Origin of the sequence: Burkholderia sp. E168m15 (genome assembly GCF_016586105.1) — a bacterium.
GTDB lineage: Bacteria > Pseudomonadota > Gammaproteobacteria > Burkholderiales > Burkholderiaceae > Burkholderia > Burkholderia orbicola.
This window is the reverse complement of record NZ_BCPO01000156.1, coordinates 1-13,100: the sequence shown is the minus strand read 5'-3', so window position 1 is coordinate 13,100 and position 13,100 is coordinate 1. Positions and strand designations below refer to the sequence as shown.

The window sequence follows — 13,100 nt, the reverse complement described above, 5'->3', positions numbered from 1 at the left end:
CCGGCGCATCCGCTGCCTCCGGTGCGGCGGCTGCTTCCGCGCCCGCCGCCGCATCGGGCGGAGCGGCGCTCGCGCAGCACGGCGCATCCGCGCCGCATCCCGGCTCGGCCGTGCAACCCGCGCCGGTGGCGCCGGCCGTGCACGCGGCTCCGGTGAGCGGGGCGAGCGTCTCGACGGCGACGGCGGCGGGGGCGTTGGCTTCGAGCGGTGCTTCGGCTTCGATCGGCGCGTCGGCCGCATATGGCGCGTCGGCTGTCGAAAGCACGCAGCCGGCGGCGTCCACGGCCGGGGCAAGCGGCCCGCACGTGTGGAGCGGTGCGATCCAGTCGGCGCCGTCGTCCGCGAGCGAGGCTGCGGGGCAGGCGGTGCCGGGTAGCCCGGTTTCCGGCGTGCATGAACCGGCCGGCGCGGCGCCCGCCGTGAGTGCGTCGCAGCCGCGGCCGTCGAGCCTGCAGCAATTGCTGGCGTTGAAGAATCGCGTGCTGATGGAGTTGCAGAAGCACGGCATCGGCAAGCCGGCGACGACGACCGGCGTCGCGCCTGCTCCGGTGCCCGCCACGCCGCGTCCGGCCGTGAATGACGCGGGTGCATCGGCCGCGGCATCGACGGCGGACGAAGCCGCGTCGGGTGTGGCAGCCAGTGCGCCGCAATCGGCATCGGCTTCGGTACAACGGGTCGCGCCTGTCGCGACGCCTGCACGGCGTACCGAACAGATGGACTGGCGCCCGGTCGCCGTGGCCGGCGCTGCCGTGATCGTGCTTGCGGCCGGCTTCGCATGGCGCAAGCGCCGCAAGGGTCGCCGCGCTGACGATGCGGGTACCGTTGCGACCGCGGCCGCAGGGGGCGGTGCCGTGGCTGCGGAAGCCGAAGCCGCGTCGTCTGTCGAACGAGAACTGCCGATCACGCCCGAGATGCCGGTCGCACGCGATGCGGCGTCCGACCTGAACCTCGCCGCGGCGACTGCCGCTGCGGCGGAGACGATCGAGCCGCCCGCAGCGGACACATCGCCTGTGCCCGAAGTGGCGGCACCGCACGACGGGTCGCCCGAATTGCCGGCTGCTCACGCTACGGGGCCGCTTGCGAACGAGGCGACTCCGGCTCCGGTCGAGGCTCCGCACGACGCAGAACCGGCGGAAAAAACCACCGCAGCGGACCAGCCAGCCGACCCGACCGCCGCATCCGCCGCACCTGCGACGACCGAAGCGCAGCACGCGTCGCTGATGCAGAACGCGATCAGCGCGCTCAACAGTCTCGACATGCCGTTGCCGCCGCGGACGGCGGACGAGCCATCGTCGACGGCGGAGGAACCGTCTGCGCGGGCAGTGCAGTCCGATGTCGATAAAATCGCAACTAACGGTCAATCCGCGCAGCACCCGCCAACGGGCGCGAGTGAACCGGCACCGGAACATCCCGCCGACCAGGACGAGGAGTTCGATTGGGACCCGGACGCAGCGACGCCCGCCGGCCAAGCTGGCAGCCCGCCCGTGACGACATCGCTGCCCCCGCTCGGCGGCGCGCAGTTCGGCGCGCTGAAGCTCGACTTCGATCTCGACCTGCCGTCCACGCCGGGCGCCGCGCTGCCCGCGCTCACCGCGGACGAGCTCGCGCGCATCGCCCGCAACAAGCTCGACCTCGCGGCCGAATACGTCGAACTGGGCGACCTGTCCGGCGCGCGGACGCTGCTGCAGGAAGTGATCGACGCGAACGACGCCGCGACTCGCGACGATGCACGCGCGCTGCTCGCGAAACTGGCGGACGAGGCGTGATGCGGATCGCGCTGGGCATCCAGTACGACGGCGCGGCGTTCTGCGGCTGGCAGGCGCAGCCGCACGGCAAGACCGTGCAGGATCGGCTCGAACATGCGCTGGCCGAATTCGCGCGGGTGCCGCTGCACACGACGGTGGCGGGGCGCACCGACACCGGCGTGCACGGGCTCGGACAAGTCGTGCATTTCGACACCGATCTCGAGCGGGAGGTGTTCTCGTGGGTGCGCGGCACCAATGCGTTCCTGCCGTCGACCGTGTCGGTGCAATGGGCGAAGCCGATGCCGGATACGTTCCATGCGCGTTTCTCGGCGTTCGAGCGCACCTACTACTACGCGCTGTACGTGCATCCGGTACGTTCGCCGATGCTGGCCGGGCGCGCCGGCTGGATCCACACGCCGCTCGACGACGACGCGATGCGCGCCGCCGCCGCGCACCTGATCGGCGAGCACGACTTTTCGTCGTTCCGGTCGTCGGAATGCCAGTCGAAGACGCCGGTCAAACACCTGTATCAGATCGATGTGCGGCGCGCGGGGCATTTCATCCATTTCCGCTTCCGCGCGAACGCGTTCCTGCATCACATGGTGCGCAACCTGATGGGCTGCCTCGTCGCGGTCGGGCGCGGCCGCTATCCGGCCGACTGGCTCGCCGACGTGCTGGCCGGGCGTGACCGCAATCTCGCGGCGCCCACGTTTATGGCCGACGGGCTGTACCTCGCCCACGTCGGCTATCCGGCGGAATTCGCCGTCCCGCCCGCGCAGCTCGGCAGCGTACCGTGGAGCAGCGTCTGGGCGGATCTGGACCCACAAACATGACGGAGCACGCCGTGTCTTCTTCGAATTCCGTCGCGGCCGGCCTGGCGCCGCGCACGCGCATCAAGCTGTGCGGGCTGTCGCGTCCCGAGGACGTGCTGCATGCGGCGGCGCTCGGCGCCGATGCGATCGGCCTCGTGTTCTACCCGAAGAGCCCGCGCGCGGTGACGATCGCGCAGGCGGCCGAGCTGGCGAGCCTCGCGCCGCCGTTCGTCTCGGTGGTCGGGCTGTTCGTGAATGCGACCGAAGCCGACATCGAAGCCGTCGTGCGCGACGTGCCACTGACGGTGCTGCAGTTCCATGGCGACGAGACGCCGGCGCAGTGCGACGCGCTCGGCCGCGCGGCACGGCTGCCGTGGTTGCGCGCGGTGCGCGTCGGCCCCTCGACGCAGCGTGCCGATTTGGTAGAATCGGCTCTTCATTATTCGAAAGCGCGCGGCCTCCTGTTCGACACTTTGGTGCCGGATTACGGCGGTAGCGGCAAGGTCTTCGATTGGTCTCTTATTCCCGCAGAGCTCGCGCGTCGGGCCGTTTTGAGTGGTGGCTTGAACGCGCAAAACGTCGGTGATGCGATCCGCCAGTTGCGTCCGTTTGCTGTCGATGTCTCGAGTGGCATCGAAGTGGAGGGCGCGAAGGGCGTGAAGGATCACGCCCGGATGGCGGCGTTCGTACGCGCGGTGCGCGCAGCGGACGCCGGGTGATGCAAGCCGGTGCGACCCCCAAAGCGGGCACACCGACCGATCGAGAGAGACACCATGTACAACCTTCCTGATGATCGCGGCCATTTCGGCCCGTATGGCGGCGTGTTCGTCGCCGAGACGCTGATTCACGCGCTGGACGAACTGCGCGCGGCGTATGAAAAGTTCCAGAACGATCCCGACTTCGTCGCCGAATTCGAGCGCGAGCTGAAGTATTTCGTCGGCCGCCCGTCGCCGATCTATCACGCGCAGCGCTGGAGCGAGATGCTCGGCGGCGCGCAGATCTACCTGAAGCGCGAAGACCTGAACCACACGGGTGCGCACAAGATCAACAACGTGATCGGCCAGGCGCTGCTCGCGAAGCGCATGGGCAAGAAGCGCGTGATCGCGGAAACGGGCGCCGGCCAGCACGGCGTCGCGACCGCGACGATCTGCGCGCGCTTCGGGATGGAGTGCGTCGTCTACATGGGCTCGGAGGACGTGCGCCGGCAGGCCGCGAACGTCTACCGGATGAAGCTGCTGGGCGCGACCGTCGTGCCGGTCGAATCGGGTTCGCGCACGCTGAAGGACGCGCTGAACGAAGCGATGCGCGACTGGGTCACGAATATCGAAAGCACGTTCTACATCATCGGCACGGTCGCGGGCCCGCACCCGTACCCGATGATGGTGCGCGACTTCCAGCGCGTGATCGGTGACGAGTGCAAGGTGCAGATGCCCGAGCTCGCCGGCCGCCAGCCGGACGCGGTGATCGCGTGCGTCGGCGGCGGGTCGAACGCGATGGGCATCTTCTATCCGTACATCGACGATACCTCGGTGCAACTGATCGGCGTCGAAGCGGCCGGCGACGGCCTCGACACGGGCCATCACGCTGCCTCGCTGATCGCCGGCAGCCCCGGCGTGCTGCACGGCAACCGCACGTACCTGCTGCAGGACGACAACGGCCAGATCATCGAGACGCATTCGGTGTCGGCGGGCCTCGATTATCCGGGCGTCGGTCCCGAGCACGCATGGCTGAAGGACAGCGGCCGCGCGCAGTACGTGCCGATCACCGACGCGGAAGCGTTGAAGGCGTTTCACGACTGCTGCCGGATCGAGGGGATCATTCCCGCGCTCGAGTCGAGCCACGCGATCGCGTACGGCGTGAAGCTCGCGCCGACGTTGCCGAAGGACAAGCTCCTGCTCGTCAACCTGTCGGGCCGCGGCGACAAGGACATGCACACGGTCGCCGAGCGATCGGGCATCGAGCTCTGACCCCGACCGATGCGTGACCTGATCGAAGAGCCGGGCGGCGGCGCCGCGAGCGAGGCGGAGGCGGTTCAGCCCGCCGCTGCCGCGCCGCGCGCGCTGCCGTCCGGTATCGAACTGCACAACCGCGACTTCCTGACCCATGCCGCGTATTTGCCGGATGCGTCGATCGACCTGATCGTCGCCGATCCGCCGTACGGGCTCGGCAAGGACTACGGCAACGATTCGGACAAGCGTTCGGGCGACGATTTCCTCGCGTGGACGCGCGGGTGGCTCGAGCTCGCGATTCCGAAGCTGAAGCCGAGCGGGTCGATGTACATCTTCTGCACATGGCAGTACGCGCCGGAAATCTTCAGTTTCCTGAAGACGCAGCTCACGATGGTCAACGAGATCATCTGGGACCGGCGCGTGCCGAGCATGGGCGGCACGACGCGCCGTTTCACGTCGGTGCACGACAACATCGGCTTTTTCGCGGTTTCGAAGGCGTATTACTTCGATCTCGATCCGGTCCGCATCCCGTACGACGCCGACACGAAGAAGGCCCGCTCGCGCAAGCTGTTCGAAGGCAGCAAGTGGCTGGAGATGGGCTACAACCCGAAGGACGTCTGGTCGGTCTCACGCCTGCACCGGCAGCACGCGGAGCGCGTCGATCACCCGACCCAGAAGCCGCTGGAAATCATCGAGCGGATGGTGCTCGCCAGCTGCCCGCCGGGCGGCCGCGTGCTCGATCCGTTCATGGGCAGCGGCACGACCGCGGTGGCCTGCGCACGGCAGGGGCGCGACTTCGTCGGCTACGAGATCAACGAAAGCTATTGTGCGATCGCGCACGAGCGCGTGAGCGCGCTCGCCGCGCCGGCGTGCGCGTGAATCGCGCCGCCGCATCGCCGAATGCTGCTTTGCATGGGACCGGAGTAAGCGCTAAAGCGCTAACTCCGGTCGACATAGGAAAATTATCATGAATCGTATTAAGCAGACCTTCGCCGCGCTCGCCGAACAAGGCCGTAAGGGCCTGATCCCGTTCATCACGGCCGGCGACCCTGATCCCGCGAAAACCGTCGAATTCATGCACGCGCTCGCCGCCGGCGGCGCGGACGTGATCGAACTCGGCGTGCCGTTCTCGGACCCGATGGCCGACGGCCCCGTGATCCAGCGCTCGTCGGAACGCGCGCTCGCGCGCGGCGTCACGTTGAAGAGCGTGCTCGCCGACGTGAAGCGTTTTCGCGAAACCGACCCCAAAACCCCCGTCGTGCTGATGGGCTATGCGAACCCGATCGAACGGATGGGCGTCGACGCATTCGCGGCCGAAGCCCACGCGGCCGGCGTCGACGGCGTGCTGGTGGTCGACTATCCGCCGGAAGAGGCGGGCGTATTCGCCGAGAAAATGCGTGCCGCGCAGATCGATCCGATCTTCCTGCTCGCGCCCACGTCGACCGACGAACGCATCGCCGACGTCGGCAAGATCGCGAGCGGCTACGTGTATTACGTGTCGCTCAAGGGCGTGACCGGCGCGGGAAATCTGGATGTTTCGAGCATTGCAGGTAAAATCCCGGCCATCAAGTCGCGCGTGCCGGTTCCGGTGGGCGTCGGCTTCGGTATCCGCGACGCCGAAACGGCGCGCGCGGTGGCCGAAGTGTCGGACGCCGTCGTGATCGGCAGCCGCCTCGTGCAGCTGCTCGAGAGCGCCGCGCCGGAAGGTGCCGCCGCCGCGTTGAAGACTTTCATCGCCGAGCTGCGTGCTGCGCTGGACGGTGCGGGCAACACGGCGCGATAAACACAACACAGGAAGCGGGAACGGGCCGGTTGGCCCGCCCCGCCACGGAACAGGAAACCATACGATGAGCTGGCTCGACAAACTGTTGCCGCCGAAGATCAAGCAGACCGACCCGAAAAGCCGCAAGGGCATTCCGGAAGGCCTGTGGGTCAAGTGCCCGTCCTGCGAGGCCGTTCTCTATCGCAACGACGTGGACGCGAACCTGCACGTGTGCCCGAAGTGCGATCACCACATGCGTATCGGCGCGCGCGAGCGCCTCGACGGGCTGCTCGATCCGGAAGGCCGCTATGAAATCGGCCAGGAAATCGTGCCGGTCGACACGCTGAAGTTCAAGGACAGCCGCAAGTACCCCGATCGTCTGAAGGAAGCGATGGACGAAACCGGCGAGACCGACGCGATGGTCGTGATGGGCGGGGCGATTCACACGCTGCCCGTCGTCGCGGCCTGCTTCGAGTTCTCGTTCATGGGCGGCTCGATGGGTTCGGTCGTCGGCGAACGCTTCGCGCGCGGTGCGCAGAACGCGCTGGAACAGCACGTACCGTTCATCTGCTTCACCGCATCGGGCGGCGCGCGGATGCAGGAAAGCCTGCTGTCGCTGATGCAGATGGCCAAGACCACCGCGATGCTGACCAAGCTGGCCGAAGCCAAGCTGCCGTTCATCTCGGTGCTGACCGACCCGACGATGGGCGGCGTGTCGGCGAGCTTCGCGTTCCTCGGCGACGTCGTGATCGCCGAGCCGAAGGCGCTGATCGGCTTCGCCGGCCCGCGCGTGATCGAGCAGACGGTCCGCGAGAAGCTGCCGGAAGGCTTCCAGCGCGCCGAATTCCTGCTGAAGACGGGCGCGATCGACATGATCGTCGACCGTCGCAAGATGCGCGACGAGATCGCGCAGTTGCTCGCACTGCTGCAGCGACAGCCGGCCGACGCGCTGGCTTGACCGGCGCAAGGTTGTGACGCTGCGCGTCGCCTGGCTTCAACGTCAGGCGGCGCGCTTCGTTTTTTTGGCGTAGTGGCGGTACCGATCCAGATTTGATCCGATGAGCACTTTTCCCACTCTCGACGCGTGGCTTTCGCATCTCGAACGCGCGCACCCGGTCGGCATCGACATGGGCCTGACCCGCATCGGGCAGGTCAAGGCGGCGCTGCAGCTCGAATTCGCGTGCCCGGTGATCACCGTCGGCGGCACGAACGGCAAGGGTTCGACCTGCGCATTCCTCGAGACGATCCTCGTGCGCGCGGGCTACAAGGTCGGCTGCCACACGTCGCCGCACCTGCTCGAATTCAACGAGCGCGCACGCGTGAACGGGCAGAACGTGACCGACGACGAGCTGCTGCCGCATTTCGAGGCCGTCGAAGCCGCGCGCACGTCGCTGGCCGAACCTGTATCGCTCACGTATTTCGAATTCACGACGCTCGCGATCCTGCATCTGTTCGCGTCGCGCGGGCTCGACGCGGTGATCCTCGAAGTCGGCCTCGGCGGCCGGCTGGACGCGGTCAACATCATCGACACCGATTGCGCGATCGTCACGAGCATCGACATCGACCACACCGAATACCTCGGCGACACGCGCGAGAAGATCGCGTTCGAGAAGGCCGGGATCTTCCGCGCGGGCAAGCCGGCGATCTGCGGCGATCCGGCCGCGCCGCAGACGCTGATCGACCACGCCGAAGCGATCGGCGCCGACCTGTGGCTGGTCGGCCGCGATTTCCGCTACGAGGCGCAGGCGGGCGCCGAGCGTCAGCAATGGAGCTATCTCGGCCGCGAGAAGCGCTATCCGGCGCTCGCGTATCCGGCGCTGCGCGGCGCGAACCAGCTGATCAATGCGTCGGCCGCGCTCGCCGCGCTCGAGGCGCTGCGCCCGGTGCTGCCGGTGTCCGCGCAGGATATCCGGCTCGGACTGGCCAACGTCGAACTGCCGGGGCGCTTCCAGGTGCTGCCCGGCAAGCCGGCGATCGTGCTCGACGTCGCGCACAACCCGCATGCGTCGGCCGTGCTCGAGCAGAACCTCGGCAACATGGGCTTCTTCCCGTACACGTACGCGGTGTTCGGCGCGATGCACGACAAGGACATCGACGGCGTGCTGCAGCACCTGAAGGGCGAGATCGACCACTGGTGCGTGACCGACCTGCCGCTGCCGCGCGCGGCCTCCGCGGAGCAGCTCGAAGCCGCGCTGCGCAAGGCCGGCGTGGAGGAGGGGCCCGATTCGAGCGTGACGCGGTACGCGTCGCCCGCGGAAGCGTTTCGCGATGCGCTAAAAAGAGCATCCGAGAATGATAGAATCGTGGTTTTCGGCAGTTTCCATACGGTTGCCGGCGTGCTGGCCTACCGTAAATCGCAGCAACACTGACTGACGGGCAGTTTCGGACTCAGCCATTCATGGGAATTTTCTCGTTCGGCAAGAAAGACGACGACGCGCCCCCGCGGCGCGGCGGTCGCACCGGGGCCTCCCGGAACGTGCGCACGGAGCGCACTGAACGCGTCGAGCGCCGCTCGCGCCGCACCGAGCGTCCGGAATCGGATGCACTGCTCCTCGATCCGACCCTTCCAGAAAAGCAACGCGCGCGCCGTCGCCTTGTCGGCGCGATCGCGCTCGTCGTGGCCGCGGTAATCGTGCTGCCGATGGTGCTCGATTCGCACCCGAAGCCGGTCACGGACGACATCGCGATCGACATCCCGAACCGCCCCGCGCACCAGGCGGTCGCGCCGCGCGACGACGATGTGTCCGACGTGCAGGCGGGTGTCGCGCACGACGAACCGCCGGCCTCCGACACGGCCGTTGCGGCCGCACCGGCGCCCGCGCCTAAGGATGCCGCGAAGCCGGCCGCGAAACCCGATACGACCACCACCGCGAGCGTGACGCCGCCGAAGCCCGCGCCGAAGCCGGCTGCGCCCGCCGCGAAACCGGCCGCGCCGAAGCCTGCGCCCGCAACGGTCGCGAATGACGGCGCCGCGAGCCCGGATAGCAGCGACGCATCGTCGCCGGCATCGCCGGCCGGTGCGCGCTTCGCGGTGCAGCTCGGCTCGTTCAAGGACGACGCGACGGCCCGTTCGTGGGCGACCAAGTTGAAATCGGCGGGTGTGCCCGCATATGTCGAGCATCGCAAGCAGGCAGACGGCAGCACGGCTACACTGTTGCGGGCCGGCCCGTTCGCGGATCGTTCGGCGGCTTCCGCCGCGATCGCGAAGGTGCGCGAAGCCGGTCTGACGCAGTAATGCCACGATGCTGACGGCTTTCGACTACGCTGTATTGGCGGTGATCGTGTTGTCGGCGCTGCGCGGCGCGTGGCGCGGCTTCGTGTCCGAGATTTTCGGGCTGATCGGCTGGATCGCGGCGATCGTGATCGCGAGCCGCTACGTCGGGCTGGTCGTGCCGTACATTCCGGCGAACTGGCCGGGCGGCGCGCTGACGCAGTGGGTGATCGCCTTCGCGTTGCTCGTGATCGGCGTCGTGCTGGTCGCCGGCGTGGCGAACGCGCTGCTGTCGCGGATCGCGCAGGCGAGCGGCCTGGGCGGCGTCGACCGCTCGCTGGGCATGATGTTCGGGCTCGTCCGCGGCTGCGTGCTGGTGGTGCTGCTGGTCGCGGCGGCCGGGCTGACCGAACTGCCCAAACAGGATTTCTGGCGCAATGCGCTCTTGCGTCCTTTTGCCGAACAGGGCGTGCACGAGCTGAAGCAGCTCTTGCCCGACGGCATGGCCCAGTACGTACGCGTGTGACGACGCGGCCGGGCAGGACGGAACCGATTTTGTCATTCTGAAGGACATGCCATGTGCGGCATCGTAGGCGTTATCTCCCAATCCCCGGTCAATCAGCTGATCTATGACAGCCTGCTGCTGCTGCAGCATCGCGGTCAGGACGCGGCGGGCATTGCGACGGCGGACGGCAGCAATTTCCACATGTACAAGGCGAACGGCATGGTGCGCGACGTGTTCCGCACGCGCAACATGCGCAGCCTGCCCGGCACCTACGGCATCGGCCAGGTGCGCTACCCGACGGCCGGCTCGGCGTCGAGCGAGGCCGAGGCGCAGCCGTTCTACGTGAACGCGCCGTTCGGGATCATCCTCGCGCACAACGGCAACCTGACGAACTGGCAGCAACTGAAGGACGAGATGTTCCGGATCGACCGCCGGCACATCAACACCAATTCCGACAGCGAAGTGCTGCTCAACGTGTTCGCGCACGAGCTGCAACTGTCGACCACGGGCCTCGAGCTCGATCCGGCGTCGGTATTCAAGGCGGTCTCGGGCGTGCATCGCCGCCTGCAGGGTTCGTACGCGATCGTGTCGCTGATCGCCGGCTACGGCCTGCTCGCGTTCCGCGATCCGTTCGGCATCCGTCCGCTGTGCATCGGCAAGCTCGAGACCGAGCACGGCACCGAGTGGATGGTCGCATCGGAGTCGGTGGCGGTCGAAGGCATCGGTTTCGAATTCGTGCGCGACCTGGAGCCGGGCGAAGCGATCTTCATCGACAAGGCCGGCAATTTTCACAGCCAGCAGTGCGCGGAGAACCCGACGCTGAATCCGTGCATGTTCGAATACGTGTATCTGGCCCGTCCGGATTCGTGCCTCGACGGCGTGCCGGTCTACAACGTGCGCCTGCGCATGGGCGACTATCTCGCCGAAAAGATCAAGCGCGAACTGCCGAACGTGCCGATCGACGTCGTGATGCCGATTCCCGATTCGTCGCGCCCGGCGGCGATGCAGGTCGCCGCGAAGCTCGGCGTCGAGTATCGCGAAGGCTTCTTCAAGAACCGCTACGTCGGCCGGACCTTCATCATGCCGGGGCAGGCCGTGCGCAAGAAGTCGGTGCGCCAGAAGCTCAATGCGATGAGCATCGAGTTCAAGGACAAGCACGTGCTGATCGTCGACGATTCGATCGTGCGTGGCACGACCTCGCACGAAATCGTGCAGATGGCGCGCGATGCGGGTGCGAAGTCGGTGATCTTCGCGTCGGCGGCGCCGCCCGTGAAGTTCCCGAACGTGTACGGCATCGACATGCCGACGCGTGGCGAACTCGTCGCGCACGGCCGCACCGACGAAGAAGTCGCGAAGATCATCGGCGCCGACCACCTGATCTATCAGGACGTCGACGATCTGCGCCGCGCGGTGCGCGACATCAACCCGAAGCTCGAGCACTTCGAGGCGTCGTGTTTCGACGGCAACTACATCACCGGCGCGGTGACGCCCGAGTACCTCGATGCGATCGAGCGCGCGCGCCTCGCGCCGGCGTCGCAGGCCGATCGCGATACGGCCGGCGATACCGAGCGTTCGCAGATGAACCTGCAACTGTCGGTCGAGTAACGCCGGCGCACGCTTTTATCGAGGCGTGATAGGATGTGGCCTTGCGTCGATTTGATATCAGCTTGCGGACGCGGGGCAACTTCCCAAAACAGCTAAAGCGAAGGCCGGCGGCAGCCGGCCCGAGTCGATCGCTGTCGTACCGCACCGAAGCCCGCTGATGCCGACGCATAGCGGGCTTTTTGTTTTTTGGCCTCGGTTTTGACCGGGTCCGCGCTTCATGAACGACCGTCGGCGCGGCCCTCGAATACGGAAAACGGAACATGGACGACTCCCTCAACTTCGACACGCTTGCCGTGCGCGCGGGCACGCTGCGCAGCGACTTCAACGAGCATTCGGAAGCGCTGTTCCTCACGTCGAGCTTCTGCTTCTCGAGCGCGGCCGACGCGGCCGAGCGCTTCGCGAATTCGGAAGACTATTTCACCTATTCGCGCTTCACGAATCCGACCGTCACCATGTTCCAGGAGCGTCTCGCGGCGCTCGAGGGCGGCGAGGCGTGCATCGCGACGGCGTCGGGCATGGCCGCGATCATGTCGGTCGTGATGTCCGCGCTGCAGGCAGGAGACCACCTCGTCAGCTCGCGCAGCCTGTTCGGCTCGACGCTCGGGATGTTCTCGCAGATCTTCAGCAAGTTCGGGATCACGACGACCTTCGTCGACCCGACCGACCTGAACGCGTGGCAGGAAGCGGTGCGGCCGGAAACGAAGATGTTCTTCCTCGAGACGCCGTCGAACCCGCTGACCGAGCTCGCCGACATCGAGGCCATCGGCAAGATCGCGAAGGCGGCGAACGCGCTGTTCGTCGTCGACAACTGTTTCTGCAGCCCGGTACTGCAGCAGCCACTGAAGCTCGGCGCGGATGTCGTGATGCACTCCGCAACGAAATTCCTCGACGGGCAGGGCCGCGTGCTCGGCGGCGCACTGGTCGGCTCGAAGGAATTCATCATGGGCAAGGTGTTCCCGTTCGTGCGCAGCGCGGGCCCGACGCTGTCGGCGTTCAACGCGTGGGTGCTGCTGAAGGGGATGGAGACGCTGTCGCTGCGCGTCGAGAAGCAGTCGGCGAACGCGCTGGAGATCGCGCGCTGGCTCGACTCGCATCCGGCGGTGGCGCGCGTGTTCTATCCGGGGCTCGAATCGCATCCGCAGCATGAACTCGCGAAGCGTCAGCAGAAGGCGGGCGGTGCGATCGTGTCGTTCGAGCTGAAGGGCGACACGCCCGAGCAGCAGCGCGCGAACGCATGGCGCGTGATCGACGGCACGAAGCTGGTGTCGATCACCGGCAACCTCGGCGACACGCGTACGACGATCACGCATCCGGCCACCACGACGCACGGCCGGATTACGCCGGAAGCGCGTGCGGCGGCGGGGATCACCGAAGGGTTGATCCGCCTCGCGGTCGGCCTGGAGCATGCGGGCGACATTCGCAACGATCTGGCGCGTGGTCTGGACGGCTGAGCGAGATAGCACTTTTTGGCTGGGCATCAATGAAAACGGGCCGCTCGAAAGAGCGGCCCG

The 13,100-nt window shown here is 67.3% G+C and carries 12 protein-coding genes; all 12 read left to right on the top strand.

Annotation, left to right across the window (positions count from 1 at the left end; all coding sequences use genetic code 11):
• Positions 1-1,766, top strand: a 1,766-nt coding sequence (locus JMF86_RS22775; RefSeq protein WP_201317155.1) for a FimV/HubP family polar landmark protein, incomplete at its 5' end; no start/stop codon positions are given.
• A complete protein-coding gene (gene truA / locus JMF86_RS22770; RefSeq protein WP_011548093.1) occupies positions 1,766-2,578 on the top strand; it encodes a tRNA pseudouridine(38-40) synthase TruA in 813 nt (270 codons plus the stop codon). The genes JMF86_RS22775 and truA, both read left to right, overlap by 1 nt.
• Positions 2,575-3,276: a phosphoribosylanthranilate isomerase gene (locus JMF86_RS22765; protein WP_011548092.1), complete on the top strand. Its 702-nt coding sequence runs from the start codon at positions 2,575-2,577 to the stop codon at positions 3,274-3,276. The genes truA and JMF86_RS22765 overlap by 4 nt, the downstream gene beginning before the upstream one ends.
• Positions 3,277-3,330: 54 nt before the next feature.
• Positions 3,331-4,524, top strand: coding sequence for a tryptophan synthase subunit beta (gene trpB, locus JMF86_RS22760; RefSeq protein ID WP_011548091.1), 1,194 nt, complete (start codon positions 3,331-3,333; stop codon positions 4,522-4,524).
• Between the two features lie 9 nt (positions 4,525-4,533).
• A complete protein-coding gene (locus JMF86_RS22755; RefSeq protein WP_011548090.1) occupies positions 4,534-5,385 on the top strand; it encodes a site-specific DNA-methyltransferase in 852 nt (283 codons plus the stop codon).
• 88 nt (positions 5,386-5,473) lie between these two features.
• Entirely contained in the window at positions 5,474-6,289 is an 816-nt protein-coding gene (gene trpA, locus JMF86_RS22750) for a tryptophan synthase subunit alpha (RefSeq protein ID WP_011548089.1), read from the top strand.
• Positions 6,290-6,353: 64 nt separating this feature from the next.
• The gene (accD, locus tag JMF86_RS22745) at positions 6,354-7,226 is read left to right on the top strand and encodes an acetyl-CoA carboxylase, carboxyltransferase subunit beta (protein WP_006484412.1); all 873 of its coding nucleotides are present in this window, start codon (positions 6,354-6,356) and stop codon (positions 7,224-7,226) included.
• 100 nt (positions 7,227-7,326) lie between these two features.
• Positions 7,327-8,637: a bifunctional tetrahydrofolate synthase/dihydrofolate synthase gene (gene folC, locus JMF86_RS22740; protein WP_006479330.1), complete on the top strand. Its 1,311-nt coding sequence runs from the start codon at positions 7,327-7,329 to the stop codon at positions 8,635-8,637.
• Positions 8,638-8,666: 29 nt separating this feature from the next.
• The gene (locus JMF86_RS22735; RefSeq protein WP_011548088.1) at positions 8,667-9,503 is read left to right on the top strand and encodes an SPOR domain-containing protein; all 837 of its coding nucleotides are present in this window, start codon (positions 8,667-8,669) and stop codon (positions 9,501-9,503) included.
• 7 nt (positions 9,504-9,510) lie between these two features.
• A complete protein-coding gene (locus tag JMF86_RS22730) occupies positions 9,511-10,005 on the top strand; it encodes a CvpA family protein (protein ID WP_006479328.1) in 495 nt (164 codons plus the stop codon).
• A 51-nt stretch (positions 10,006-10,056) separates the two neighbouring features.
• Complete coding sequence (purF, locus tag JMF86_RS22725) at positions 10,057-11,589, top strand: amidophosphoribosyltransferase (RefSeq protein ID WP_006479327.1); 1,533 nt, start codon at positions 10,057-10,059, stop codon at positions 11,587-11,589.
• Between the two features lie 260 nt (positions 11,590-11,849).
• Positions 11,850-13,040 carry an O-succinylhomoserine sulfhydrylase gene (locus JMF86_RS22720; RefSeq protein ID WP_011694679.1) on the top strand — a complete coding sequence of 397 codons (1,191 nt, stop codon included), beginning with the start codon at positions 11,850-11,852 and terminating at the stop codon, positions 13,038-13,040.
• The last annotated feature ends 60 nt before the right edge of the window (positions 13,041-13,100 follow it).

What these genes read in the sequence shown, in the direction of transcription:
- truA (WP_011548093.1), top strand. Translation starts at nt 1,766, where the DNA reads ATGCGGATCGCGCTGGGCATCCAGTACGACGGCGCGGCGTTCTGCGGC.
- JMF86_RS22765 (WP_011548092.1), top strand. Translation starts at nt 2,575, where the DNA reads ATGACGGAGCACGCCGTGTCTTCTTCGAATTCCGTCGCGGCCGGCCTG.
- trpB (WP_011548091.1), top strand. Translation starts at nt 3,331, where the DNA reads ATGTACAACCTTCCTGATGATCGCGGCCATTTCGGCCCGTATGGCGGC.
- JMF86_RS22755 (WP_011548090.1), top strand. Translation starts at nt 4,534, where the DNA reads ATGCGTGACCTGATCGAAGAGCCGGGCGGCGGCGCCGCGAGCGAGGCG.
- trpA (WP_011548089.1), top strand. Translation starts at nt 5,474, where the DNA reads ATGAATCGTATTAAGCAGACCTTCGCCGCGCTCGCCGAACAAGGCCGT.
- accD (WP_006484412.1), top strand. Translation starts at nt 6,354, where the DNA reads ATGAGCTGGCTCGACAAACTGTTGCCGCCGAAGATCAAGCAGACCGAC.
- folC (WP_006479330.1), top strand. Translation starts at nt 7,327, where the DNA reads ATGAGCACTTTTCCCACTCTCGACGCGTGGCTTTCGCATCTCGAACGC.
- JMF86_RS22735 (WP_011548088.1), top strand. Translation starts at nt 8,667, where the DNA reads ATGGGAATTTTCTCGTTCGGCAAGAAAGACGACGACGCGCCCCCGCGG.
- JMF86_RS22730 (WP_006479328.1), top strand. Translation starts at nt 9,511, where the DNA reads ATGCTGACGGCTTTCGACTACGCTGTATTGGCGGTGATCGTGTTGTCG.
- purF (WP_006479327.1), top strand. Translation starts at nt 10,057, where the DNA reads ATGTGCGGCATCGTAGGCGTTATCTCCCAATCCCCGGTCAATCAGCTG.
- JMF86_RS22720 (WP_011694679.1), top strand. Translation starts at nt 11,850, where the DNA reads ATGGACGACTCCCTCAACTTCGACACGCTTGCCGTGCGCGCGGGCACG.